Origin of the sequence: Vibrio sp. CUB2, assembly GCF_001557945.1 — a bacterium.
Lineage (GTDB): Bacteria > Pseudomonadota > Gammaproteobacteria > Enterobacterales > Vibrionaceae > Vibrio > Vibrio owensii.
In genome coordinates this window covers 61531-86247 of sequence record NZ_LNRB01000009.1, presented here as the reverse complement: position 1 = coordinate 86247, position 24717 = coordinate 61531, and the positions used below count along the sequence as shown (strand labels likewise).

Sequence of the window (24717 nt, the reverse complement as noted above, 5' to 3'; positions counted from 1 at the left end):
TGGTTATTAGCGCGGATTTCAGTTGTTTCTATCTAAACTCAAACAACTCTCGATGGAATGACTTGGCTGGTAGACCGACATTAATAAGTGCTTTCTCAAGCGTCTTACCCAATTCGGAAGGCCCACAAAACCACACACTGCTGCGCTCCAGGCTTATTATGCGCTCAATGACTTCCGTGTTGGTGAAACGCCCTTCTTCACTTGTATTTCTCATGTATAGCTTTACGCCCGCTTCCTTTGCTCTACGTTGTAGTTCGTCCAGAAGCACCTTGTCTTCTTCTCGATAGCTGTAGAAAAGCGTTACGGACTTTGCTGTCCCTATCGCTTCAATTGCGGTTAAAAATGGCGCGATGCCGATACCTGCTGCAAACCAAATTTGTTGCTCTGTATCATCTTGGAAATTGAAACAACCGTATGGGCCTTCTATCTGAGCCGATTGTCCGACTTCAAGCGTCTCCATTAATGAACACGTGTAATCACCATTGGCTTTGATTAGTAATCGCACTTGGCCGTTTTCGTTATGAGCTGATGCCAAACTAAATGGATGTGGCCGTTCTTTATCGTCAAATCCGATGAATGCAAACTGACCCTGCTGATACATAAATTGAGGAGCTTCCACTTTCAGGACAACTTCACTTCCGCCGTTGATTGATTTGATACTACTAACCTTAGCGGGATAACGTTTCTTCTTACCGTTCAAACCTAAGATGGTAATCAAGCATCCTACCGTTGCTAACCCGCAGACCAACAGAAGAATAGCTCCAGTAACGGTTAACCATAAGCTTGCATCAAAGAACATCACCATGTGCAGCACTAAAAGCAGGTAAAGATATGGAAAGACTTTATGCGTAAGCTGAAAGACGTTGTGTTTGAACTTCTTAATCCACGCAATCAAAACAAAAGCCGCCGACAGATAGAAACCATATTCCCCAATCAACTGCGCCTGATCACCCAAGGCATCAATCAACTTCCAAAACGGAAAGGTTTCATTCTTTGGCTCAACGTAACCAAAATCCATCGCGAAATCATCGCTTAGAAATGCTACCCAGTGGAACAGAGCTGAAAAGACTGCCGAGATCCCTAAGTATTTGTGCAGACGATATTGCTTATCTAATCCGCCTAACCAGCGTTCCAACGGCCAGTGCTTCACAGTTAGAATTACGCACAATGACATCAAGATCATTGATACGACACCACTGTAATTGACCAAATAAGTGCGCACCTGCCAAAACATTGGCCACTCTAGTGTCGGCGTGCCTATTTGCAGCACCGAGTAAGGGATAAGTAAAGCAACGAATACAATGCCAAAGTTGAGCATCAAATTTCTGTTCATACGGCGAGTTCAATCCATCATGGTTTTAACTCTCGCCAAACTACCAATAGAAATGTGAAAAACTTGTAGAGCCCAAGCGTCCCGTACTTCCTGAATCGATCCCCCTTTTTTACGCCAGTCCCGGACGCGACAAAAATGTGTGCTTTTAGAACGAATGCCTTTCAAAGGGCATATTCACATTTCTTTTACGTCACCACCTACACTATGGAGACGCCAACGAAAGAATTCTCTCTGGTGAAATGAGAGCTTAAGGAGAAACCAATGAAAAAGTTAATCTTATGTTCGGCCTTGACCGCATTTGGTGTTTTGAGCCTTCCAAGTTACGCCGCGTCCGACGCGAAAATCATTAGCCAAGAAGAAGCCATTAAATCCGCACTCGGCGCTTTAGATGTTGAAGTGCTCGGCATTCGCCATGACGAACCAGATACGCAATGGGATGTCTTCGTTAAGAAAGGGGACAAAGCTTATGAAGTTGAGGTTGATGCCTTAACAGGAAAAATCGTCGCGGCTGAAGAAGAAAGCCTTACAGAGATCCAAGCAGAGTTATCTGGCGATCTATCTCATGAAGGCGTTATCGGTGATGTTGATAAGTAGATAGCTAAAAATGAAAAAGGCGGCACTGTGGCCACCTGTATCTGTATCGATTTGTCGTTATTGGGTTAACGCGATGTACTCTTGTTGCGCAGCTTGTAAGTCCTCAGCAAATTGTTTATCTGCCTTGAGCTTATCAAACACGATGTGCGCCACTTTTTGCCCTGCTTCTACATCACTCATCCAGTGTGCGTTACAAACGACTCGGCTGTAACCATAGTCCGCACCTCGCTCTGTCAGTGCTTTTGCATTGTTCGGCGCAATTGCTGCCGCAACGAGTGAAACCCCGTAGCCTGATGCTGTATGACCAGAAGGGTACGATCCGTCTTTAGATAGGTAGTCTTCGGCATAAGGTGTACAAGAAGGTAAGCCGTTTACCGCAAATGGACGCGCTTTGTTGTAGTGCTTTTTAGAGTCTGATGTCGCAAGACCAAAAGAAGCGATGCTGCGTCCTAAAACGGTATACATCGCAGGAGTGTCTTCCTTAGTAATCTTCACGCCCAATACATCACCATAAATCTTGGCAAAGTATTCTGGAGTAATACGCGCGTCTTGTGTCGCTTGAGCCATTCTCGCTGGGTCATCAACTGAAAAGTCGATAGCACCCACACGCTTATCTTCGATATCTTGTTTGCTGCCTTCTGCTGGTGGCGGTGCAATCAAATCTACGGTGTGTACCGTTTCAATATATGGTTGGTAAAACTGATAGTTTCCGTAGTCGATACGTTCAAGCGAATTGATGTCTGTTGGCGCAGAGAACACGTGAAATGCAGGTAAAGTTAGCGCTACGCAAATTAGAGCTTTCTTCATTTGCTTTCCCTCCAGAATTAAAGGTTTGTAGGAATATTCTTAACAACTGAATCCAATATTATCTGTAGCCCTTTAGTGCTGGAAGTTATAACAATTATTCCTAAAAGTTAATAATGGAATGAAGCAAAGCAACTAAATCATACTGCCACTTGGGCAACCTTGTGACAAAACACTGCCGTAGCTGGTCGTTGGAGTAAATAACATGATTAAATCAGCGGGCAGGAATACAACATCAGTAACCAATGACAAAGGCATATCAACAAAAGAAATAGGATATAAAGCGTAAGACACGGCTGAACCATCCAAGAAGCATGGCTGGCGCGCGACGGACAACGCCGTACCGGAAAATGGTTTACCGTACCCCCCTCTCGCATGTGCATCCATAGATGAACATCCCACCGTCAAAGAAGCCATTGCGATAACACTGAGCACTTGAAGTTTTTTAAGAAGATTGTTTTTCATGTCTGATAGGTTCCAACTGATTGTTATTGATATAAATTATTATTCGACAACAATAATCCTATCTGCATTTATAAAACAACCTATCTAACTAATTCGATTGGGAATAAATCAATTTTCGTGACAAATGTATCGCTTCTACCTTGGGTAAATAACAACTTATAAACGTCCGTTCCCTCGAGCCAATACACAAAGGCGAACTAATTGGCTCGCCTTGAATATGTGAGGAAAGGATAAAAACGACGTCCGTTACAGCTTATCTGCATCAACAACTTTAATCGTTGTCCAGTTGGTGTTGGCATCTTGAATAAAGCCTTGCGTATCCTCTAGCCAGCGCTTTTGTACCGATTTATCCAAGTTTAGGTAGAGTTTGCCACCTTCAATCTTCCATGCCTCTGGGTCAGTTTCAAACTTCTTACCCATAGCAACACCGAATGCACAGTAACCACCGTATTGCGGCGCATACGCTTGAGGATCAGCTTTGAACTGATCTCGGTTTGCAGCATTCACAAAGTGATAAATCGCATTGTTGTACGTAGCTGAATACTCGGCCTTTCCTTGAGTCGGGCCATTATCCGTGAAGTAAGCCACCGGATCGTAACCCTTGATAGCGAGATCATTTTCATCAACGCTCATGCCTACATCCGCAGCCATCAGTGAAAAACTGGTTCCGAGTAAAGCGGTCATTAAAGTGAATTTTCGACCAGTTGATTTAATGCGTGACATAGTAAGCTCCTTGTCTGTGTTTGTTTGCCTTGTGTGAATAAATTAGCCAACTATTCCGGTCTATAAAGGGACAAAAGACCAAAAAAGTACGCGAATCGTCCGGAGGTAACATGGATCTGTTGTCACAGCTGATGAAGCACTTCTCAATACGCACAGGCGTTTTCTATTCTGGACACTTGTGTGGCATCTCCTCGTTCCAAGCAGAGCACCATAACCGAGGCCATTTGCATGTTTTGAATGCTGGTGAATTGATACTGACAAGCGCAAATGAGAAGGCTCAAAAGCTTACAGAGCCTTGCATCATTTATCTACCAAACAATACGCCGCATAGAATTGAAGGGAGCGAAGAAACTGAATTGGTTTGCGCCAATGTGGATTATCGAGGTGGGCAGATCAACCCTCTATTGTCTGTCTTGCCGGATGTCATCGTTATCCCCTTTAAAGCGGTGCCGAACCTAACACCGGTTTTGAATATGCTGTCTTCGGAAGCAGGAGGAAATGGCATCGGACAAGAGTTTTTATTGGATAAGCTGAGCGATACCTTAATGGCGTTGATCTTTCGCTATCTTATTGAGGAAAAGCAAATTGAACACGGCTTGTTTGCTGCGCTCGCCCACCCTCGTTTAGCCCCCGTTATGACGGCTATTCATCAGCTCCCTGCCCGTCATTTTCATCTAAATGAATTGGCATCATTGGCGGCCATGTCTCGCACTCAGTTTATTGAGACGTTCAAACAAATCGTTGGGGAGACTCCTGGAGATTATGTACAAAAATGGCGTGTATCCGTCGCCCAGTCTTTATTACTGCAAAATAAACCGCTCAACTGGGTGTCTGACGAGGTGGGATACAACAGCTACTCGGGCTTTTCTCGTGCTTTCCAAAATGTATCTGGTATGTCACCTCGCCAATGGATACAGAGCCAAAAGGAAGACGAGCTTAAAGCAAGTTGATACCAAATTGTTTCGCGATCAAATTCGTTATCGCAAAACAAATTACGGATACAACACAGCTAATAAGCAAGGTAATCCAAAAGGAATACTTGCTCAGTAGATAAGGGAAAAGAAGAAACATTGGCAGTGTTGGTACAACAAACCAAAAGGTATAAAACGCGTGGTTAGACAGCTTCTCTGTACCTTGCCCTTCGATGTACATCCATACCAACGCCAATATGGTCACGGTTGGCAACGCGGCCACGAGCGCACCTAACCTATCACTTCGCTTCGCGACTTCAGAAATGAGAACCACAATCGCGGCGGTGGTTAAGTACTTTGTCACAATCCATAGCATTTTCGCTTCCTTGCTTACTTCGGACACTAATTAATCGACATTCTAGAAACCTACTCCAGTTGATTCTAGATGTTTTCTAAAGACTTACGGTACACCTTTGTCACATAATCAGACGGGTCGTAAGCGTTCTCTATTCTATCCCAACCAAATTTTTCATAAAGGCCATCGTGGTCAGTCGTCAGATAAAGGCTTTGGAAAACCTTGTTCCAGAACGGGCAGAGTAAACTGCTAAGATACAGCAAAGGTCTGACTATTGATAAAAATAATAAGTGGTTACAAAACGACCATTGCTTTGTTTATAAAATTGGAGAAAGATGACAATACAACGATTTATAGGAGGTGGTGTTATGACTTTAGTTCTTACCGTTCTTATTTTCCTAAGTTGTATTGCGATGCTCGCAATTGGTGTGATGTTTTCACGTAGGCCGATCAAAAGCGGAGGTTGTTGCAAAGCGTCCGATGTTGCGGATATGAGCGCACGTAAAAGGCAGTCCCGCAAGGATACATAGAATTCCCGCACACGAAAGCCCAGACAGCGGTTTAGCCTTGGCGTAAACACTCTAAGCTGCTTACGTCACCGCCTTTAGGGCGCAGGCATACTCGCCCTGCTTCTCAACCCTTTCAATACAGGCTTTTCCTTAGACGAAAAGCCTGTTTACTCTGTAATCTCTTAACATCTATGATTTTTGAAAAGACGCTAACACCATAGGTTGCAGTGCTTTAGCCAATTTTTCATGCTGGTCTTGTTGCCAATGAATACCTTCGTTAGGACAAGATTCCACCACGGTGCCAGCATCAAGAAATGCACACCCCAGTTCCTGTGCTCGGTTTCGATAATGAAAGCCAAACTCTTTGGACTTCTCCGCTCCGCCAATAAACATACTGCCGAAGAAACCAATCTCATACACGGGTGGCGGCGCGACTAAAAGAACTTGCGGCGCTTCCCGCTTTGCCCAGTTATCAAAGTTAAGAACCTCTTGCGCTAAGCGAGCTGCCCCACGAGAGATATCGAAAGCGGATAAACCCAAGCAGTTTTTCATGTCGTTCGTGCCGAGCATAATGATGACCAAGTCAGGCAGATGAGATTCCAAGCAAGGGCGTAAATAGCGAAGGCCATTTTTCTCACCTTCAAAAGGATCACCGTGCACAGTTGTTCGCCCTGGTTGCCCTTCCTCTATGACCTCATAACCATCCGGTAGAGACATTCGTAACAAGGATGGCCATCGCTCGTTTGGTCCGTAACGGCGGTCTTCATTCGGTACTGCGCCCCAGGTATTTGAATCGCCAAAACAAAGTATGGTCGGCATTAAACGTGTTCCTCACTAAAACTATCGCTTTGCAGTCTATCAAAAACGTTGTTCAAGTCTGTGATTTAATTCGAAAGATCATGCTCATAAACAAGGTCGATTGGCTTGCGAATTTAAGAACGATAAACACGTCGGCAGTTGAATACAAAAAGGCGAACCACTTGGCTCGCCTTTCTAGTGCTTGCTAAGAAACTAACGCAGCAGCTTAGTTGATGTCTTGTACCTTCATCACCAAGTCTTCCCAATTGCGTTGGTTTTCGATGTCATGCTCCAAGCCTTGATCATCGGCAATTTGGAAACGCTTAACTGCAGGCGTCTTACTCGTTGCTTGGTAAAGCCAGTAGGCTTCGGCTTTCAATGCTTCATCAATTGGCTTGTCGATTGACTCGTACACCATCTGTTTACAGGCATTGATAGACTCAGCTGGGAACTTAGAAATTCGCTGCGCCAATGCATCAACATAAGGGCCAATTTCATCGGGTTCTAACGCTTTGTTGATGGTGCCGTACGCTTCTGCTTCATCCGCATCGAAGTCACGGGCGCTCAAGATGATCTCTAGGGCTCGACCTAATCCCACCTGACGTGCCATACGAGATGCACCGCCACCACAAGGCAAGATGCCCATACCCACTTCCATTTGCATGAATTTGTATTTACCGCGAGCGGCAAAGCGCATATCACAGGCCAATGCAAATTCATGACCGCCACCGCGGGCAAAGCCTTCTAGCTTCGCAATTGTTGCTTGTGGTAGCTTGCTGATCCTTTCGAGAACCGCTTGAAGATCGAGTAACTTCGCTTCTTCGCGAGAAACGGCCTCTGTCGACATCTCTTTAAGCAATTCGGTATCGTAATGACAAACCCAAATCTCTGGGTTGGCTGATTGGAATACAACCACTTTGACACTACGATCACGTTCTAATCGCAGTGCTAACCCATTCAAATCCGCCAACATTTCCTGCCCTTGCACGTTTACCGTACCAAAATCAAACGTGACATAAAGAATTGCGTCTTCTTGCTTTGCAGTAAACGTTTTGTAGCCTTCGTAAGCCATATCCATTTCCTTTTTCCAATAAAATCATTAGGTTGCTATTTTTCAAAGCAACGCAATTAACGTTACGCCTCTAAAAAACATCAAACAATGACGCATAAAAAGAAACAGTATCTACGAAAACTAAAAGGTGATTTCCTCAATAACGGCTAGCAACAAATCACGCAAATCTGATCTTTACTCTCAATTGGTGAGTAAGTAACTCTGCGGTTTACTACTCGTATTATTATCAACAAAAACTTAAAACTGATTTCTTTTTCAGCCCAATTATCAATTTTGAAATCGCGCCTATACTGAATCCATACAAACGCACAACCGAGGAAATCATAATGAAAGCAGCCGTAATTCGTCAGTTTGGTAGTTCAGAAGTATTCGAAACAGCAGACGTGCAAAAACCGGAAGTCAAAGCGGGTCACGTCCTAGTTAAAGTCGCGGCATCAAGCGTTAATACTGTTGACATGATGCTACGTGAAATGGGTGAAGGTTTACCTTTCCACCCACAACTTCCGGGCATTCTGGGTATGGACTTCGCAGGCACCGTTGAGGCCGTTGGTGAAGGTGTTACCGAATACACGGTTGGTGATGAGGTTTATGGTTGTGCGGGTGGCCTTGGTGATCTTCAAGGTTCTCTAGCGGAATACATGGTGGCAGACGCAGACCTTATCGCTCACAAGCCAAGCAACCTTTCTATGCGTGAAGCGGCGGCAATTCCATTGGTTGGCATTACGGCTTACGAAGGTTTAATTCGTGCTGGCGTTCGCCAAGGTCAAAAAGTACTGGTTCATGGCGGCGCAGGTGGTGTTGGCCACATTGCACTGCAGCTTGCTCGTCACATGGGGGCTGAAGTATTCGCAACTGGTTCTACGGGTGTGAAGAATGACCTGATTACCGAGCTTGGTGCTACAGCTATTGATTACCGTACTGAGTCAGTAGCCGATTACGTTGCGAAACACACCTCTGGTGCTGGTTTTGATGTGGTCTTCGATTCGGTTGGCGGTGCAAACCTAACTAACTCGTTTGATGCAGCAAAACTCAACGGCCAAGTTGCAACAACTGTGTCTTTGCATGAGCAAGATTTGAGTACCGTTCACATGAAAGGCTTGTCATTGCACGTAGTGTTTATGCTTATTCCGATGATCCACAATGTTGGGCGACGTGAACATGCCATCATCCTAAAAGAGTTAGCTAAGATTGCAGAATCAGGCGCACTAAAACCGGTTCTCGATGAACACGAGTTTACCCTTGAGCAAGCTGGCGCTGCGCATGATCGTCTAGCCAGTGGTCAAGCGATTGGTAAAGTCGTCATAAATATCTAAGTTTTGTCTTGGTGACATTAACAGCACAATTCAAAAAGACCTCCGTGATGGAGGTCTTTTGTTTTTAGCTAACTTTATTTTCAGCTTACCTTGATTTTAGCCAGAGCAGTCTGTTTAGGCAGACTCAGGCACTTTCCAACTCACCAAACCTAGCAACTTCTCTCCTAGTGGTGTGAGTTCAGCTTGGGGATACTTCACCTGTTCCCAATTGCGTGGATCACCCGGAAAAGCAAACCCCTCTGGAGGAAGACGCTCTTGCCAAGAGCGAACACGCCAATCTCGAGTTGGTTGGTTATCTTCTTCTGCCGGAACCATAGAGATATATTGCGCCATACGTACTTTATCGGACTGGTTCGGGCGAATGCCATGAGGAAGCAGGCTATTAAAGATCAACAAGTCCCCTGCTTTCATCGAAATAAACTCCACCTCAAAACCAGTGAGATCTGGCACATAAGGGTCGCGGTCAGCAGGCTGGGTTTTGCGCCACTCTTCCAGTTGACGATAAAGCTCCGGCACACATTGGAAACCACCAGTTTCTTCGTCCGTATCAGACAGTGCTAACACACCTTGCACGTTTACCGGCAATGGATCGAGTGAGGAGTCCGCATCCCAATGAACAAATCCACTGAATTCACGACCTGATTTGTTCGGCGGGTTAAGGTTAGCGCGGTCAATAGTGACCCATAAGTTTTCCTGATCCCAGATATCAACAAATGCGTTATACACCTCTGGGTTCTGACGGTTATCCCACAACACTTGGTTGTTATAACACTCCACCATGCCAGAGTTGTTGAGCTCAACCATGGCATGGTCACGGCGCTGCGCTTGATACCAAGTGCTCGCATCGTTTGGGTCCATTTCTTGGAACTCCCATAGGAAATCCTGAGAACGCTTTACCGCTTCCGGTGAGATGATTTGACGAAGCACCAAATAACCATTGTGTTGCCAAAAGTCGAACTGTTCTTGGGTTAACTTTTTCAACAGCAGTGTTTTTTTGATGTCTTTTAGTTGCGCTGAATTGATGTTGGAAACACTGTTATTTCCGGGTGCGTTGTCGCCGAATCCGTATTTGTTTTTCATAGTGACTGATTCCTGTAGGGCTGATTATTATTGGTTTAACAAGCGTTGAGCGCTCTTGGTTAGTCACATTCTGACAACAATTAATCCAACAAAGTGATACAAAAAACGCAGATACTGATACTTTACCGTCATAGAAACATTCGCGTTAGATAGGTTTGTATTACTCATGAAAGCTCAATACGAAAAGGTTCAATACAGCCAAGACAATTCATGGCAACTGCTGATTCGGCGCTTAGAGGCTATTCCTTTCGAATGGCATTTTCACCCTGAGTATGAGCTGACACTGACTCTGAACAGCAAGGGGGAACGCTATATTGGCGATACGATCTCTGAGTATGAAGATTTTGACTTAGTGCTATTAGGCCCCAACATCCCTCACACATGGCAATCAAGAACAAGCCTAGAAACAGATAAGGAGCAGAAGGTTTATGTCTTGTGGTTTGACACACAATGGATAGAGGAACTCTCCCGTTTATTTCCTGAATGCCAAGCCTTTTCTCCCCTGCTACTCGAAGCTCATAGAGGGCTGCACTTCTCTCAGACTGTTGCGAAGCAATTGTTGCCTCTGTTTGAAGAGTTAGACACTGCGACGCCGATGCAAAAGCTCACCATCATGCTTAGTATTCTTGATGAGCTGAGCAGCACTGCTGATTACCAAGCCATATCAGTGAATCAAACCTTGAGCAGACAAGAGTCCGACAAGCGCCAACAAAGATTACTCAGCCAATTGCTTGAAGCGATACACGCAAACTACACCGAACCGTTATCAGTCACAGAGTTGGCCTCTTTGGTTGGAATGAGTGAAAGTACCCTAGGGCGTTTTTTTAACAAGATGATGGGACAGAGTGTCAGTCACTACATCACTCAAGTAAGACTGGGTAAAGGCTGTTCGCTATTGGTACAAACCGACAAGCCCGTTTCCCTCGTTGCGGAGTTATCTGGATTCAATAACTTGTCGAACTTCAATCGATTGTTCTTAAAATACAAGCAGCTTACGCCCAAAGCATTCCGTGCGAAGTTCACACAATCCCATTGCGAAACAAAAAAAAACGCATAGCCAAATGACTATGCGTTTAAGTATCTAAGTGCATTTAAAACCCTAAAGGTCAGCTTATATCTATGACGAAATAGAGTTAGCTTCGAGTGATTAAGGGTTTACCGTGTACGCGATTAACTCGACGATCTGTTCTGGAGTCGTTGCCCATGCCTGAGCAGAAGCATCAACTTCTTTAAGTGCATGGACAATGTTTTCATCATGCAAAGTGATGTAAGGCTTACCTAAAGCGGCACAGAAACCGGCATCAAACGCCGCATTCCACTGCTTGTATTTGTCACCGAATCGAATCACGGCAAGGTCACAAGACTTAATGGCGGTCTGAATTCGAATCGCATTTACTTTCGCTGATTTATGATCGCGCCAAAAAGGATTGTCTTCCCGGCCCAAGCCATCGCCCGCTGCATCACTGGATTCATGGTGCGTGTTGGCAGAGATAAACGACACATTCAGGTCTTTTGCTTCACAGCCTTTGGTGATTTGCTCACGCCAGTCGGTATGAATCTCACCCGACAGGTACACAGTTAACTTCATAATCCCTCACTTTGCTTCGTTGTGTAGTTGGATTTAAACCGCATGCGCTAGCCATTTACAAGGCTCTAAACGCATATCTGTGAATGTGGCGGTAAATGAAGATTTAAGCGGACTACAAGCATAGACACCAAAACTCACAACATTATTTGCCGGCAATGGTGGGTTGCACTTGCCCATTTCTGGGGTAGTTTCACCCAGCTTATGTAGGTGGAAGATTCGCATTTGTTTAAATGTCACGCCATCAAAAGAAGACTCAATCAGAAAATCTGGGCCACGGCGACTCAAGCGATACCAGATTGCTTCAGGCAGCGGGATGTCAGAGGTTGCCCAATCAGAGTAACCCAAGTTTGTCACGACACTGCCTAGACGTGAGAAAGCTTCGTTCTCATATTCTATAGAGGCTTTAAACCAGTTTTCACTGTCGAGGTAAATAATCAGACCACACTGATCAAATTGCGCCTGATAATCAAAACTCACTTTTGTGGTAAAAGTAAAATTCTCTTCTGATTCGATTTGCAGTGCTGGCGCATTATCATTTCTAAAGCCGTAGTATGAACGCTGCCAAAAATCGGTTTCTGGCTCCGTCGTGATGGAAACAAAGTCCTGTGTCACTTCGCTCACTTTAGGTTCAAAAATCCACTTACCGACAGTAAAATCTACCATTGTTTCATTCCTTGTTTATTCTTGTTCTTCACAACTCACGCCGATGTGCTTTATCAATCAGCCGCTTTGTATTATTCCATATTCCGTACTGCTGACAACGTATCCAGCTCAACAAACAAACACAATTTTTCGATAAATAAAAAGAGCGAACTGATTGATTCGCTCTCGTTCAGATTAGAATGCTATCTAGCTTGGCTGTTTATGCTAAACCTAAATCTTCATAAACATCTTCAAGCTCTTGCGTCATGCTGTCGTAGAGATACTGTCTCGGGTTTGAACGCTTAGGATCATCAATTTTCTCTACCAGTTGAACGCCAAAAGCCTCAATCTCCTCCGGTTTGGCCGCATCAGCATTAAACATATATTCAGGCTGAAGATAGTTCATTTGAATTAAGTTTGCCGTGAGCTGAAATGGTCGCAGCAAATCAGGTACCGTGGTGAAAATATCAAAGCCTGAGTAGAACTTTTCACGACCACCAACCGACACGACAAGCTGCATGTCTTTCCCTTTCAACTTGTAGCCTTTTGCGCCATATGCGAAATCGTGGGTTAGAACATCATCTAACCATTTTTTCAACAGTGGTGGCATTGAATACCAGTAGAAAGGAAATTGCAGAACAACGCGGTCATGCTCTAACAATAACGCTTGTTCCTGCTCTACGTTGATTTGGAAATCCGGATACTCCGCATAGAGATCGCGACTTGTGGTGATCTTGCCAGACTCCTCAAGCTGAGTTTTCCATGTTTGGTTGTTGCGCGAGCTTTCCAAATTTGGATGGAACACGAGATTTAAAATTTTCATGGGTGATTTCTCTTAAAAACGATGCTTAAAGCTTGAAATGTTCAACAGCCGCTTGAGCGACTTCTTTGCCGAACTCTTGAACAAAATGCCCCGCTTCAGGCACTTCCATAGGAGCAGGACAAGCTTTTATAACCGTTTGCATGTACCCCATTACGGCAGGACCTAGCATTTTGTCTTTCATACCAACAGCCATAAAGGTTTCCCCTTCCCATTCCTTACCCCAGAAAGAAACCGCTGCTGTAGAAATATCAATGCACGCTTGGTCTGGATTAGCGACCATCTTCGGCATCTTACGAACAGCTGCTTTGAAAGATTCATCAGGGAATGGGGCAGCGTAAGCACGAGCCTCTTCATCATCTAACGTTGGTGCGTACTTCTTCATGAAGAGGTCCAGCGCCAACTCTTCTGGTTCGACGATGTCTTTCTTCCATTCCAAGAAGGCTTCTTGAGTGGTTGGCCCCATCAACAAACCCGTGTTCATGATCAGTAATCGCTTAAAACGTGCTTTCATCGCTTGTGGCAAAGTTAGGCCAAGCAAACCGCCCCAATCTTGAGCCACCAACGTAATGTTATTTAGATCTAGGTGCTCAATCAGTCCAAGCAAATAGTTACGGTGGAACTCGAAGTTATGGGTGTCTTCCGATACTGGTTTGTCAGACTTACCAAAACCCAGCAAATCCGGTGCAATAACGCGTGCTCCCGTATCAACAAATACTGGAATCATTTTGCGATATAGATAGCTCCACGTTGGCTCACCATGAAGCAGAAGGAAAACTTCATCGGAGTTCGGGTTTCCCTCATCCAAGTAGTGACCTCGAATACCCTCATAGCCTTTTAAACCTTCTACATAGTGAGGTTTGAATGGGTAATCTTTTAAATTTTCGAATTGAGCATCTGGTGTACGTTGGACTTGAATCATGGGTATCTCCTTTTGAAATTAGGTCAACTGACCTACTGGTTGAAAAATTAGGTCAATAGACCTAATATGTCAATACTCTTTTTCAAATTAAGATCAAACGTGATCCTTAATCTAACGCTCTGAGATGTTGTAAATGCCTAAAAAGTCAGCAAAAGTAGAAAGAATTCTTGATATAGCAATCGAGCTATTAAAAACAGAAGGTGACTTCGGTGTAACGATGCGCAAGGTCGCAAGCGTCGCAGACATGTCTTTAAGCAACGTTCAGTATTACTTCAAAACGAAAGATGACTTACTCAAAGCCGTGGCCGATCGTTATTTCCAACAATGTTTAGACGATTTAAGAGCGTTACCGGTGATGGAAGAAGAAAAGGCATTGAGACCAATTGTCTCTATGCTGCTTTCACACGGTCATGAGCTTTCTGACATGTGTCGAATCTTCAGAGAGTATTGGGCAATCTCTACGCGTAATGAAAGTATTGAGTCTTACCTGAGCGATTACTATCAAACGATGGTCGTGGTAATGAAAGAGAAAATCGCGCCGCTAGCAAAAGATCAAACCTCGCAATCACGAGCAGTATCGATTCTTATCCCATTCGTTGAGGGATACTCTGTGACGGCGAAAGCGATGCCAGTTTCACTCGATGAAATGGTCGACACGATTGAAGCGATGCTACTCGTTAATTTACGCGGGGATTACTAGAAACATACAGCGCTACGCCATTTCAACAGGTATGAATATCAAAGGCGGCTTCCCCGCTGCCTTTTGCAAACCATTCAACTCTCGCTAACAGCTCGGATTTTCAACTTCAAACGCTTTAACACGCATTCACAACACGCCACTTTTGTTTGGTTGTCCCTCGGGGTTTTGTATACACATTGCGGTGTTTTGTGCACTGACTAAAAATCACCACGGAGTACGATAGTCACATCAACAAACACAAGAGAGATAACGTGATGACAGTACAAAAGGTTGAATTTGGGAGCTTGGGTCTAACTTTGGTTGGCGACATTTACCTACCCCAAGGTTTTGATGAATCGAAACAATACAAAACCATCGTAGTTACCCCACCAGCGCATCAAATCAAAGAACAAACCGCTGCAGAGCCTACACGCTTGGCTTTGACTATCCACAGTACTTCTCTCGCCTATTCAAAAATAAAGTCGGTTTAACCCCTTCCGAATACCGCACAGAGAATAGATTGCATTAAAAGCATGTTGATAGCGGATTAACAAACACAAAAAAGACGGTCATGTGAGCCGTCTTTTTGTTTATCTTCAGTAAAAACTGAATAAAACGTTAGTCGTTCTATTCCTTTCCTTTTTGCTCGGTTTCTTGAGTAGCGTCTTGTGCCTGCCCAGTCTCGATGACATCAGCAACATCTTGGGTTTCTGTACCTACCCACTTCATAAATACTTGGTAACCTGCCGCTAAGAAGGCTGCACCAATGAACATGCCAAGAATACCACCCGACATCATACCGCCGACTGCACCAATCAGGACAATGGGCATAGGGACTTCTAACCCACGTCCGAGAATCAGTGGTTTCAAGAAGTTGTCGATCAGACTCGCTGCAATCAATAACACAGTAAAGATTACATTATGAACCGTACCGCTATCTCCTGCCCATAGAATACCGACGGCAACCAAAGCAATGATGGTCACTGGCAATTGCACAATCGCAAAGATCAACGCAATGAGTGTAAACAAAGCGGCGGCAGGTACACCGGATAATGCAACAACTCCGCCGAATGCCATTGCCGTTAAGAACGCAATACCGATGATCCCCACGGCGACTTGTCTGATGGTGGCGGTGGTGAGTTGATGTAAATCTGGCCCTCTAACCTCATCGGTGAAGCTAATGAAGATCTTACGTATCGACCTTGCAGCAGGTTGAGCCCAAGCGAGCATAATACCGGCGATAATAATCGCGCCTATCAGCATAAACACGCTTTTCGCCGCTCCCGTTGCACTGTCAACGAACCAACTAAAGAAGCCTTTGATTTGAGGCTGACGCTTTTCGACAAACGTAGGCAGATCGTCAGCCGCTTCGAACCATACTGCGTGAACTTTCTCGCCAACTAAAGGCCAGGTTTTTACGCTGTCCGCGGGCTTGGTAATGACCAGAGTACCATCTCGATACGATTCAAATGCACCGAGTGTTTTCGAAGCAAAGGAGTTACCCACCATTGCTGTTGGCGTACCGAGAATCAGGACACCAATAATTGCTATAAGCGTTGCAGACCGAGCCGAACTCAACCCGAGCTTGCTTTCAATGACCAACTTGACTGGATAGAGCGCGATAGCCAACACTAACGCCCAGAGTAAGATAGGTAGGAATGGTAAAAACGCCCACCAACATACAATGACGATAAGCGTTGTGACGGAGAATCGTATCAAAGAAGTCGTGAATGCCTTCGCCAACACTTTTTCTAGGTTTTCGTTTGAATTACTCACTGTTTTTCCCTTTGGTTTCGCGCCATATTCTTATTCATCGGTAATCCGATAATCGATGACGCGTGAATAGACCCAACACAGTATTTATCCGCACTTAATGAAAGACCGATGGCTTAAATCGCCGCGGTTTCATAAACAAGTACTCATATAAAACCTAGTACACTTCCCCGTACATTCAACGGTTTAGTGAACAAGTTTGTGGTCAGTCACAAAGGGAAAATCAGAGCTATTGTTTATTCCGCTGAGCAAGTCACTTGGTTAAGCACTTCTGCTTCCATAATTGTGTTCGCGATAAGAGACTCGAATATCTCCAACTGCCCTGCTGGTATCAATTGGTTTTGGATTTCGCGTCGCTTATCAGAATCAAACAGGCGCTCTGCTAACCAACCAATGAGGTACATCAATGAAAAACAACCCCCCGCCGTTGAAATATTGCCCTCAACAACCAAAGGAACATCTTGAACGTCTCCGCCCATGCTCTTTAATACCGCTTTAGCATCAGGGTTCGTCGTGAGCTTTTTACCGTCAAGTAAGCCCAATTCATGCAAGATAAAAGAGCCCGCGCAGATAGAGCCAATTAACTGCCTTCCTGGGTTGAGCTTCATCGCGGACATGAACTCGCTATTTTGAAGCGCTGCTGGTATGCCTTTCTTGCCACTTGCGATGAGCACAACGTCTTGCGTTGTAACTTCAGAGATATGACCGTCCGTTTTTACCGTCATACCTAGATGAGAAATATGCTCTGGCTTGGTCCCTAGCACTTTGACTGTCCAACTGTCTTGCGTCCTTCCTAACAGGTCATACATCAAGAAAAAATCTACGTCTGTGAAATCATCAAACAACACAATCCCAACGGTATACATAAGCCAACCAACCTAACGAATGATAAAATGTGCAAACAGTGTAACGACAACCTAAGCAAGTCGCGAATCATCAATTAGAAATAGGTTCACACATTCGCGCCTGCTTAATAAGTCATTGCTAATTAGCATATTTTTGACATAAAAAGCGCTAATGGCATCAGTTACATTGATATCAAATCATCATTAGTGAGCGCACAATCACATCGAAAAAATCATCGAAATCAATCGATTTAATTCCTTATTAACTTTTATAAATCCGAACTACTATCAAGTAGAACCGTTGTTCAACGTATATAAGGTTAATAATAATAATGAGAAAGACTTTATCCACCCTAAGCATCGCGCTTGCGCTATTTTCAGGTGCATCGTTCGCTGCTGATAACTACACGCTAGATTCAAAATTCTCCTCAGTCAGCTTTGCTACCATCAAAAATCAGTTTGTTGTCGAACCCGCGACCATCGATGCCCTCAAAGGCACGCTTAACAGCGAAGGTCAATTTGACGTGTCTGTCGACCTAAACAGCATTGAAACTGGCATTCCAATCCGTAATACGCGACTCAACGAAATCTTCTTCGAATCGGCAAAACATGCCCCTGTGAAAGTTGTCGGTAAAGTCGATTGGTCAGCACTAGGCGAAGGCTCTCACAAGCTTAAAGTACCTGCTGAAGTGACACTGTTTGGTAAGACCAAGTCGGTAGAATTCCCAGTTGTGGTACTCAATGCTGGCGATACTGTGATGGTTAGCTCAAGTGCGCCTGTCATTATTGGCGCTTCAGATTTTGGTATCCCGGCTGAAAACCTAAAGAACCTAGCAGCAACGGTTGGCGGCATTAAGATTGCAGACCGAGTTCCACTCACGCTGAATCTCACCTTTAAAAAGTAGTTATTAGTCAAAAACGGCTTTATAACGCGAAACAAAGGCTTGGAGGCTCACCAAGCCTTTTTTCTTGTGGTTTAAACCGCTTTATTCAATGTGCGTTAACGCGCCGGTTTCCCTGCTATCAATTTTGCTTCGACGTAGTCAGCGCCATGCTTCTTAACACATCATTCTTACTCACGAAGTGGTGTTTCAATGCCGCCGCAACGTGCAACGCCACTAGCGTCGCTAAGGTGGCACAACCAACTCGATGAACCATAAAGAAAAACTCATTCACTTCGGCATTAGAAATTGGGTTTGGAATGCTAAACAGCCAAAAGAATGGGTACTCATGCTTAAGCATCAAAAAACCACTGACAAAGACAACAAACATAACAAGATAGATGGTGCCATGGGCCAATTTAGCAATGCTTTTCTGCGTACTAGGTATCGTGCTTGGTAGCTCCGGTGTCTTTCGAAAGAATGACCAACCCCAACGTACGATTAACAACACGGATGCAATGGTCGCGAATGACATGTTGAGCGTCGACAACACATGAAACAGTTGCGGCATATCCATCACAAACAACATGCCATAACCGGCAATCGTGGCGTAGATGATGATCACCGCCATTATCCAATGTAACCATTTACTGAACGCGTCATAGTGTTGTGACGTATTGCTTTGGTGTTGGGGTGAGTCACTTTTAGGTTTGAATGCCTTATTTTGAGCGTGCGGAATCGCTTTCTGGTGCTGACCAGAATCTAGTTTTGACATATTGTCACCACTGAATTTCAATTGGAATTTGCATGGGAATACTGCGAGCGAGAGGCGTTCCCATGATGAAGATTGAAGAAATAACGGAAGGCATGAGAGCCCTCCGTCGTTCAAGTAGATTACAAGATGAGGTGAGTACTACTTGCTTACACTGATCATGTCGTTAAAGTAGTCAACTTGTTCTGCCATGCTCAAACCTTGGTTGTTTGAACCTAGCGTCCACATAAAGAAACCACCATAACCGTTATCTTTCTGCCATTTAGCACGGTCTAGGTTGTTTTGACGCGTCTCAACAAAGTTGCCACCTGGCGCCCATTGGCTGTTGATCGTGTTACCTAAAACAATCTTCGACTTGTCTCCAATATATTCAGCATAGTTCGCCATCGCGACGTCGTAGAGGAAGTTTCGACCTGCGTCATATGTCATTACGTTGAAGAAATCGAAGTCGTTCTTGGTTGCTTTCAGCAAATCGATAACTTCACCGTGGTGAGATGAACGACCTGATGGTTCAATGTAAGAACAATTTTCGAACACAGTAGCATCCATACACTCAACTGGGTCTGCACCTACGTGGTAAGTCGTCAGAGACAGCACTTTCGTATTGCCTACTTTCTCACGGATCAGTTTGATCAGAGCAGTCAGATCTTGGTTCTCTTTGTCCGTGATTCGAGCGGCTTTCTCGAAGTCGAAATCTAGACCGTCAATGTGCACGTAGCCTGCTAGCTGGTATTTACTGTAATCACAACTACCATCAGGTTTTGATGCAAGACATTCACCTTCCATCTCTTCTGGTGTCAGATTCTTTTTGTACACAGGGAATGGCGTATGTACCAAATCAACCAATCCAGTTGCGACCGCTTCACGGCTTTGCGGTGTGCTGATCGCTGACCAAATGCTTTCGTACGTTTGACCACCAAACGCCACCATCATAGTTACGTTTTCATTGTCATGCTTAAGTGTTGACCAAGCTAGGTACTGCGTTGGCATCCAATCCGGATTGTAATCAGGTGGCGTTAGCATGCCATCGGAGATCGTAATGTTACCGCTCGCGTCCCACTTACCAAATGACAATAGGTAACCGTCACCCTCTGAATTGAACAACTGCTCGTAGTCATTCAAGCCCCATGATGTTAGGTAACTGATAGAGCGATCTGGGTTATCAACTAAACCACCGCCACCAGTGCTTTCTTTCACCGTAATGTTAGACGTTGCCGAAGTTTGCTCTTGGCTTGCTGTGTTAACCGCTTTAGCCGTGATCGCGTAAGCGCCCTTCTGTGCACCTAGCCATTCGTATTCGTATGGTGCTTCGGTGTCTTTGAATAGCTCATTACCATTTGCGATAAAGCTTACTGAAGTAATATCACCTTCGTAGCTCTTCGCGTCTGCTTTGATTGAAATCGCACGACCTTCAAAGTAGCTCGAACCATCAACAGGAGAAGACAGCGAAACCACCAAGTCTTTATCGGTGATCGCCAGAGAAATTGGTGCGGCTTCTGCACTTGCCCCTTGGTCATCGTAAGCAACGACGGTTAGCGTGTATTGGCCTTCGTCTTGTGCAGGAACTGTAATGGTGTAGGTATCGCCTTGTGATGGAGTGCTTGATGTTGCCACCACTTGACCATTCAACTGAACATCAACGCGAGCAACTTCAGTATCGTCAGTCGCATCGACAATCACATCGAACGCTTGGTTTGGTGCAATTTTTTGTCCATCTTGAGGAGATTGAACATCCACCACTGGAACTGGGTTAGGATCACATTGCCCTACTTCGTCCCACGCGTCTTTCCACGCATCTGGATAATCTGGGTGGCCTGTCCCCGGCGTCCAAACTGGGTTTCCACACCAACCGGCTACAGTACATGAATAGATGTTGCCGATATTGGTAACTTCATCACCCACCTTGTATGGAACGCCATCTTCGTATTGAGGAACATCGCCACAACTGGTGCCCGTGTCTGTCACAGTAATGGTTAGGCTCTTGCGAGTAACATGTTGTTCGTCATCTTGAGCTTCTGCGCGAAGCGTTGCTGAACCCGCAGTTTGTGCAGTCCAATCACAAGAGAAATCTTGTGTCGTTTTCGCGTCTAACTGACATACTTCAGCATCGTTAGCGAAGAACTTAACCGTCGCTAAGTCATCATCCGCATCGGTGACATTGGCTGAGATCGAAATCGTGTCACCTTTTTGGTGAGAAGAACCTGCATCTGGAGAGATAAACTCAATCACTGGAGGGTTCGGCGCGGTAGATTCTGATTCAACCGTGACTTGTACCGATTGTTCAGTCAGCTTTTCGCCACTCTCGTTGAACGCCATGACAGCAATTGAAGCGGCGCCAATTTCCGCTGGTAGCCAAGCTTGTTGATACTCGGTCGTTCCTTCGACTACAGGTTGTTCTGCCAGCTTGGTATTGTTGACCCAGAACTCTAGCTTGCTTGCACCTTCACCCTCTACGCTCGTGATGATGTCTACATTCGAGCCAGTGTAAACCACAGAGTTTTGTGCCGGCGCTAAGATATCCAATGAGAACTCTGGTGGAGGAACAACTTCACCATCGACTTTCACCACCACGGAATCTTCAAACGCATTGAGATCCTTCAGTTCGCCGCCAAAAGAAATGGTTAACGCCGCCGACTCACCAGATGCCAACACACTGTCTACCCAAGATCCTGCTGGGAATTTTAGCGTCACAGCGTTCAATACGCCGTCAGCTTGTGTTGTATGAGCGATCTCCCATGATGGGTATGAAAGGTGATTTGATGCCCAACCAATGTCGTTAATTGCGACAGGCAGTACGAACTCAATCACCGCCTCACGCATGTCTGCGCTGTCTGAGCCCGTGTTTTTGATGTCTAACTTATAGGTACTCCAGTACTCGCTTTCTGATTGTGCAACCGCATCGGTGCTGAACTCCGCTGCCATGGCCTGGGAGATCGGATTCAACAATAAACCAGAACAAAGCATTGTTAACCCCAACGTGCGATAACCAATGGAGTTTGTCTGCGTAGCACTGCTCTTTCTTAGATACATAATTAAGTCCTTAGTCTTATATTAATTATTTAGGTACTGCACAAAGACCTGCAATTAACGGTTCAACTATTTTTTGCAAGCACACTTAATTTACAAATAAAAATAACCAAGGCAAAAATTCTGTCTTACTTCTGGGATAAATATCAAACTTTATCTTTCATAGCGAATAACCACCCAATTTTATAAAGCTAATTATTATATCAAGCAGGTTTAAATTCATGTTAAAGAATAAACTTAATTAGCTTATTCTAATTTAATTCACAATAGCTTTGTTACAATCAAAAGAAAGGCGTTGTTTTGAGAAAATAGACGGCAACTTCTAGAGTTCTAACAGCAAGTTAGCAACATAAGCCTCGTTTCACATTCAACAAAAAGAACTAAATATGAGTTAAATAAAACCGTAAAAACATTAACTTAACTGTTTTTGTTGTAGTATTTTTCGCACAACAAATAAGTAGAAGATATAATTAAATCAATTTAATAACCAGCACAAATGACAGGGGGTGTAAAAGTGAAGAAAATCAAATAAATCGATTTTCAAAATATTATTTGGAATTAAAGTCACACATTTTTCATGCGCCACAACAAAAATACGAAAGAGAAAAATTAGAGCCTTAATTCTATTCATGTTTCATAAAGGCCTTAATAATCCAGTTATCACTTAATGTCGTTAATTCCTGTACAAATAAAAACCAAAGTTAAGCTGTTTTTATTTTACACCTGTATCACATTGATTTGTTTTCGAACTATTATTGGGTATATAACTCGCTTAAACGAAAAAAGAGAGCCCACAATGTGACTCTCTTTTTCGTGCATGTTGTCGTTAGATGCTATTTAAAGCCGAACTTACCATTGCCGTTCTTCCACTCTGACTTCGGTGGAATCGCTTCAATCGTGTCCCAATGCTCTACAATTTTGCCATTGTCGACACGGAATAAGTCATAGAACGCGACATGTTGGTTCATGAACTGACCTTCACTCACTGATAACACGAAGTTCCCTTCACCGATAATCAAGTGGTTCTTGCTGTATACCATCGGCATGCCCGCTTCCGCTAATTGCTTAAGTGCAACACCCAAACCACTCAAACCGTCGGCCACCGCAACGTTGTGTTGGATGTAGTCACTGTCTTTATCACCGATGAACTTACTGATCTGAGACATATCCCCTTTCATCAGAATGGTTTGTACAAAATCAGAAACGATCGCTTTGTTCTCGTCCGTTTTGTTTACATCTGTAATTTCTGTTGCACCGTCAAATTGAGTGTGACCACTTGGATTAGGTTTCGCCACGTCTTGTAAGTTATCCCAGTGTTCGACGATCAAACCATCTTCAAAACGGAAAATATCAAAGCCCGCTTTCGGTCCGAAAAAGTCGTATTCCGTGTGCAATGCCACGTATTCGCCATCTTGAATGGTACGAATCACTTTCGCTTTCGCACTACCTTCTGGCAGCATCTTCATTACTTCTCCAAAGCCCGCTAAACCATCTGCAACCGCAAGATTATGCTGAATGTACTTGTTTGGGTTGATGTATGAAATCGCGTTTTGGTCGCCCGTTTCAATGCTTGAGATAACCGCGACAGCTTTATCACGATTCGACAATTCATCGGCATTTGCAGCGAAAGAAGCACTAGCAAAAGCGGTGGATGCGATAACAGAGCTAGCGAAAAAGCGAGTCAATTTGTTCATATTATTTTCCTCTTGTTGGCTTGAGAACAATAATAGGAATGAATCAAAGACTCGTCTGTGTGGATGTGCGTCGGAAAATGGTCAATATCGAACATGAACACAAAAAGGCGTTCATACTCAACATCATAACTGTGGTTCGGCGTACTGCTTCTGGAATTGGCTTGGTGTCATATCAGTTTGATTTTTAAAGTATCGAACAAAATTACTCGCATCTTCAAAACCAAAGTCAAAAGCTAACTGTTGCGTCGTAACGTTACTCACCACCAAGCGACGCTTTATCTCTATCGTGACAAACGCATCGATCATCTGTTTCGCGGTTAAGTTGGTTGCCAGCTTGCAGATAACATTTAATGTTTTGTATGTTGACCCCATCTGCCCCGCATACCAGTTCGCATCACGGATATGTTCATAATTGGCTTGGAGCAAATCAAAGAAACGTGCGAGTTTGTAGCTCTGCTCTTTGGTTAACTTATCGTGCCTTTCTTCAGGTCGAAGACGATGCAGCATTAGGGCGAAAGAAGAGAAAAGATACATGACGATCAATGGGTCGGAATGCTGACTTTCAATTTCCTTGATAACCTCGCCAATAAGCAGTTTGGCACTCTGGCAGGTGGCTTCGTCTAAGCTCAATAGTGGCGAACGAGCTTGGTTTAAATGCGTTGGAGTGTAGTTAGGTAAACGCATGTTGGCATGCACTTGGTCTAAAAACGCTTGGGTGAAAATGATCACTTTGCCGGAGGGTTTGTTGGACAAATCGAAAGCTTGCACCTGCTCACGACGAACAAAGAGGATGCTGCCAGATTCAAACGGATACTGCTTAAAATCCACCATGTGCACACCACTGCCTTTTTCGATGTAAACCATCATAAAGAAGGTAATGCGATGCGGTTTTTGAGGTGAATGGCTTTTGTACTCTTGCCCATACAAACTTTCTAGATCGAAGATTTCAATCTCTGCTTGATTCGATTTCTTATGGTCAAAGCCTACGGTTGGTATTTGCATTCACCCTCCACTCGTTACTACTTGTATTTTGGTCAATTTCTGTAGGAATGCGAATCGAACTGTATCACATCGTGTAACTAAGGAGCGTTTGAGGAGGTAAATGTATGCCTAACCT

At 44.3% G+C, this 24717-nt stretch carries 25 protein-coding genes; 7 read left to right on the top strand and 18 right to left on the bottom strand.

Annotation, left to right across the window (positions count from 1 at the left end; all coding sequences use genetic code 11):
- Positions 1-28: 28 nt before the first annotated feature.
- Positions 29-1333 (bottom strand): ferric reductase-like transmembrane domain-containing protein, encoded by a 1305-nt coding sequence (locus ATB78_RS15845; RefSeq protein WP_240537407.1) that lies wholly within the window; start codon positions 1331-1333, stop codon positions 29-31.
- A gap of 261 nt (positions 1334-1594) precedes the next feature.
- On the opposite strand from ATB78_RS15845, the gene ATB78_RS15840 reads away from it, so the two are divergent.
- Positions 1595-1927, top strand: a complete 333-nt coding sequence (locus tag ATB78_RS15840; protein WP_041053161.1) for a PepSY domain-containing protein — start codon at positions 1595-1597, stop codon at positions 1925-1927.
- 57 nt (positions 1928-1984) lie between these two features.
- Here ATB78_RS15840 and ATB78_RS15835 read toward each other — a convergent pair whose 3' ends face one another.
- From ATB78_RS15835 to ATB78_RS15825, 3 genes are all read right to left on the bottom strand, one after another.
- Positions 1985-2734, bottom strand: coding sequence for a phosphatase PAP2 family protein (locus ATB78_RS15835; RefSeq protein WP_061009181.1), 750 nt, complete (start codon positions 2732-2734; stop codon positions 1985-1987).
- A 132-nt stretch (positions 2735-2866) separates the two neighbouring features.
- Positions 2867-3196, bottom strand: a complete 330-nt coding sequence (locus tag ATB78_RS15830; protein ID WP_033006297.1) for a YceK/YidQ family lipoprotein — start codon at positions 3194-3196, stop codon at positions 2867-2869.
- Between the two features lie 246 nt (positions 3197-3442).
- Positions 3443-3919, bottom strand: a complete 477-nt coding sequence (locus ATB78_RS15825) for a YHS domain-containing (seleno)protein (protein WP_061009180.1) — start codon at positions 3917-3919, stop codon at positions 3443-3445.
- 110 nt (positions 3920-4029) lie between these two features.
- Here ATB78_RS15825 and ATB78_RS15820 point away from each other — a divergent pair, with 110 nt between their 5' ends.
- Positions 4030-4869, top strand: coding sequence for an AraC family transcriptional regulator (locus ATB78_RS15820; RefSeq protein WP_061009179.1), 840 nt, complete (start codon positions 4030-4032; stop codon positions 4867-4869).
- Here ATB78_RS15820 and ATB78_RS15815 read toward each other — a convergent pair.
- The 3 genes from ATB78_RS15815 to ATB78_RS15800 form a co-directional block, all read right to left on the bottom strand.
- On the bottom strand, positions 4856-5206 hold the full coding sequence (locus tag ATB78_RS15815; protein ID WP_005440716.1) for a DUF3147 family protein: 351 nt from the start codon (positions 5204-5206) through the stop codon (positions 4856-4858). The two genes, ATB78_RS15820 and ATB78_RS15815, sit on opposite strands and share 14 nt — an antisense overlap.
- Positions 5207-5883: 677 nt before the next feature.
- Positions 5884-6513, bottom strand: a complete 630-nt coding sequence (locus ATB78_RS15805) for an SGNH/GDSL hydrolase family protein (protein ID WP_061009177.1) — start codon at positions 6511-6513, stop codon at positions 5884-5886.
- A gap of 205 nt (positions 6514-6718) precedes the next feature.
- A complete protein-coding gene (locus tag ATB78_RS15800; protein WP_033006300.1) occupies positions 6719-7564 on the bottom strand; it encodes an enoyl-CoA hydratase/isomerase family protein in 846 nt (281 codons plus the stop codon).
- Positions 7565-7890: 326 nt separating this feature from the next.
- Here ATB78_RS15800 and ATB78_RS15795 point away from each other — a divergent pair, with 326 nt between their 5' ends.
- Complete coding sequence (locus ATB78_RS15795; RefSeq protein ID WP_045477829.1) at positions 7891-8877, top strand: zinc-dependent alcohol dehydrogenase family protein; 987 nt, start codon at positions 7891-7893, stop codon at positions 8875-8877.
- A gap of 114 nt (positions 8878-8991) precedes the next feature.
- Here ATB78_RS15795 and ATB78_RS15790 read toward each other — a convergent pair whose 3' ends face one another.
- The gene (locus ATB78_RS15790; protein ID WP_061009176.1) at positions 8992-9957 is read right to left on the bottom strand and encodes a phytanoyl-CoA dioxygenase family protein; all 966 of its coding nucleotides are present in this window, start codon (positions 9955-9957) and stop codon (positions 8992-8994) included.
- Between the two features lie 166 nt (positions 9958-10123).
- Between ATB78_RS15790 and ATB78_RS15785 the strand changes: the two genes are divergently transcribed.
- Positions 10124-11014, top strand: a complete 891-nt coding sequence (locus ATB78_RS15785; protein ID WP_061009175.1) for an AraC family transcriptional regulator — start codon at positions 10124-10126, stop codon at positions 11012-11014.
- A gap of 90 nt (positions 11015-11104) precedes the next feature.
- Here the strand turns inward: ATB78_RS15785 and ATB78_RS15780 are convergent, their stop codons facing one another.
- From ATB78_RS15780 to ATB78_RS15765, 4 genes are all read right to left on the bottom strand, one after another.
- Entirely contained in the window at positions 11105-11545 is a 441-nt protein-coding gene (locus tag ATB78_RS15780; RefSeq protein WP_061009174.1) for a YtoQ family protein, read from the bottom strand.
- 33 nt (positions 11546-11578) lie between these two features.
- A complete protein-coding gene (locus tag ATB78_RS15775; protein WP_039839469.1) occupies positions 11579-12208 on the bottom strand; it encodes a DUF1349 domain-containing protein in 630 nt (209 codons plus the stop codon).
- Between the two features lie 199 nt (positions 12209-12407).
- The gene (locus tag ATB78_RS15770; protein ID WP_061009173.1) at positions 12408-13010 is read right to left on the bottom strand and encodes an NAD(P)H-dependent oxidoreductase; all 603 of its coding nucleotides are present in this window, start codon (positions 13008-13010) and stop codon (positions 12408-12410) included.
- Positions 13011-13035: 25 nt separating this feature from the next.
- The gene (locus tag ATB78_RS15765) at positions 13036-13929 is read right to left on the bottom strand and encodes a haloalkane dehalogenase (RefSeq protein ID WP_061009172.1); all 894 of its coding nucleotides are present in this window, start codon (positions 13927-13929) and stop codon (positions 13036-13038) included.
- Positions 13930-14062: 133 nt separating this feature from the next.
- On the opposite strand from ATB78_RS15765, the gene ATB78_RS15760 reads away from it, so the two are divergent.
- Both ATB78_RS15760 and ATB78_RS30125 read left to right on the top strand, forming a co-directional pair.
- Positions 14063-14629, top strand: coding sequence for a TetR/AcrR family transcriptional regulator (locus ATB78_RS15760; RefSeq protein ID WP_039839472.1), 567 nt, complete (start codon positions 14063-14065; stop codon positions 14627-14629).
- Positions 14630-14963: 334 nt separating this feature from the next.
- Entirely contained in the window at positions 14964-15137 is a 174-nt protein-coding gene (locus ATB78_RS30125) for an AraC family transcriptional regulator (RefSeq protein WP_346393701.1), read from the top strand.
- Between the two features lie 98 nt (positions 15138-15235).
- Here the strand turns inward: ATB78_RS30125 and ATB78_RS15750 are convergent, their stop codons facing one another.
- Complete coding sequence (locus tag ATB78_RS15750; RefSeq protein ID WP_061009170.1) at positions 15236-16384, bottom strand: AI-2E family transporter; 1149 nt, start codon at positions 16382-16384, stop codon at positions 15236-15238.
- A gap of 233 nt (positions 16385-16617) precedes the next feature.
- A complete protein-coding gene (locus tag ATB78_RS15745) occupies positions 16618-17247 on the bottom strand; it encodes a DJ-1/PfpI family protein (protein ID WP_061009169.1) in 630 nt (209 codons plus the stop codon).
- A 311-nt stretch (positions 17248-17558) separates the two neighbouring features.
- Here ATB78_RS15745 and ATB78_RS15740 point away from each other — a divergent pair, with 311 nt between their 5' ends.
- On the top strand, positions 17559-18131 hold the full coding sequence (locus ATB78_RS15740; protein WP_061009168.1) for a YceI family protein: 573 nt from the start codon (positions 17559-17561) through the stop codon (positions 18129-18131).
- 118 nt (positions 18132-18249) lie between these two features.
- On the opposite strand, the gene ATB78_RS15735 is transcribed toward ATB78_RS15740, so the two are convergent.
- The 4 genes from ATB78_RS15735 to ATB78_RS15720 form a co-directional block, all read right to left on the bottom strand.
- Positions 18250-18882 (bottom strand): cytochrome b, encoded by a 633-nt coding sequence (locus tag ATB78_RS15735; protein ID WP_061009167.1) that lies wholly within the window; start codon positions 18880-18882, stop codon positions 18250-18252.
- Positions 18883-19020: 138 nt separating this feature from the next.
- A complete protein-coding gene (locus tag ATB78_RS15730; RefSeq protein ID WP_061009166.1) occupies positions 19021-21909 on the bottom strand; it encodes an Ig-like domain-containing protein in 2889 nt (962 codons plus the stop codon).
- 830 nt (positions 21910-22739) lie between these two features.
- Positions 22740-23600: a hypothetical protein gene (locus tag ATB78_RS15725; protein ID WP_061009165.1), complete on the bottom strand. Its 861-nt coding sequence runs from the start codon at positions 23598-23600 to the stop codon at positions 22740-22742.
- Between the two features lie 123 nt (positions 23601-23723).
- Positions 23724-24602, bottom strand: a complete 879-nt coding sequence (locus ATB78_RS15720) for a helix-turn-helix domain-containing protein (RefSeq protein ID WP_061009164.1) — start codon at positions 24600-24602, stop codon at positions 23724-23726.
- Positions 24603-24717 lie beyond the last annotated feature (115 nt).

Excerpts from the sequence above, each read along its gene's own strand:
- ATB78_RS15845 (WP_240537407.1), bottom strand. The coding sequence starts at position 1,333 with ATGAACAGAAATTTGATGCTCAACTTTGGCATTGTATTCGTTGCTTTA.
- ATB78_RS15840 (WP_041053161.1), top strand. The coding sequence starts at position 1,595 with ATGAAAAAGTTAATCTTATGTTCGGCCTTGACCGCATTTGGTGTTTTG.
- ATB78_RS15835 (WP_061009181.1), bottom strand. The coding sequence starts at position 2,734 with ATGAAGAAAGCTCTAATTTGCGTAGCGCTAACTTTACCTGCATTTCAC.
- ATB78_RS15830 (WP_033006297.1), bottom strand. The coding sequence starts at position 3,196 with ATGAAAAACAATCTTCTTAAAAAACTTCAAGTGCTCAGTGTTATCGCA.
- ATB78_RS15825 (WP_061009180.1), bottom strand. The coding sequence starts at position 3,919 with ATGTCACGCATTAAATCAACTGGTCGAAAATTCACTTTAATGACCGCT.
- ATB78_RS15820 (WP_061009179.1), top strand. The coding sequence starts at position 4,030 with ATGGATCTGTTGTCACAGCTGATGAAGCACTTCTCAATACGCACAGGC.
- ATB78_RS15815 (WP_005440716.1), bottom strand. The coding sequence starts at position 5,206 with ATGCTATGGATTGTGACAAAGTACTTAACCACCGCCGCGATTGTGGTT.
- ATB78_RS15805 (WP_061009177.1), bottom strand. The coding sequence starts at position 6,513 with ATGCCGACCATACTTTGTTTTGGCGATTCAAATACCTGGGGCGCAGTA.
- ATB78_RS15800 (WP_033006300.1), bottom strand. The coding sequence starts at position 7,564 with ATGGCTTACGAAGGCTACAAAACGTTTACTGCAAAGCAAGAAGACGCA.
- ATB78_RS15795 (WP_045477829.1), top strand. The coding sequence starts at position 7,891 with ATGAAAGCAGCCGTAATTCGTCAGTTTGGTAGTTCAGAAGTATTCGAA.
- ATB78_RS15790 (WP_061009176.1), bottom strand. The coding sequence starts at position 9,957 with ATGAAAAACAAATACGGATTCGGCGACAACGCACCCGGAAATAACAGT.
- ATB78_RS15785 (WP_061009175.1), top strand. The coding sequence starts at position 10,124 with ATGAAAGCTCAATACGAAAAGGTTCAATACAGCCAAGACAATTCATGG.
- ATB78_RS15780 (WP_061009174.1), bottom strand. The coding sequence starts at position 11,545 with ATGAAGTTAACTGTGTACCTGTCGGGTGAGATTCATACCGACTGGCGT.
- ATB78_RS15775 (WP_039839469.1), bottom strand. The coding sequence starts at position 12,208 with ATGGTAGATTTTACTGTCGGTAAGTGGATTTTTGAACCTAAAGTGAGC.
- ATB78_RS15770 (WP_061009173.1), bottom strand. The coding sequence starts at position 13,010 with ATGAAAATTTTAAATCTCGTGTTCCATCCAAATTTGGAAAGCTCGCGC.
- ATB78_RS15765 (WP_061009172.1), bottom strand. The coding sequence starts at position 13,929 with ATGATTCAAGTCCAACGTACACCAGATGCTCAATTCGAAAATTTAAAA.
- ATB78_RS15760 (WP_039839472.1), top strand. The coding sequence starts at position 14,063 with ATGCCTAAAAAGTCAGCAAAAGTAGAAAGAATTCTTGATATAGCAATC.
- ATB78_RS15745 (WP_061009169.1), bottom strand. The coding sequence starts at position 17,247 with ATGTATACCGTTGGGATTGTGTTGTTTGATGATTTCACAGACGTAGAT.
- ATB78_RS15740 (WP_061009168.1), top strand. The coding sequence starts at position 17,559 with ATGAGAAAGACTTTATCCACCCTAAGCATCGCGCTTGCGCTATTTTCA.
- ATB78_RS15735 (WP_061009167.1), bottom strand. The coding sequence starts at position 18,882 with ATGTCAAAACTAGATTCTGGTCAGCACCAGAAAGCGATTCCGCACGCT.
- ATB78_RS15730 (WP_061009166.1), bottom strand. The coding sequence starts at position 21,909 with ATGTATCTAAGAAAGAGCAGTGCTACGCAGACAAACTCCATTGGTTAT.
- ATB78_RS15725 (WP_061009165.1), bottom strand. The coding sequence starts at position 23,600 with ATGAACAAATTGACTCGCTTTTTCGCTAGCTCTGTTATCGCATCCACC.
- ATB78_RS15720 (WP_061009164.1), bottom strand. The coding sequence starts at position 24,602 with ATGCAAATACCAACCGTAGGCTTTGACCATAAGAAATCGAATCAAGCA.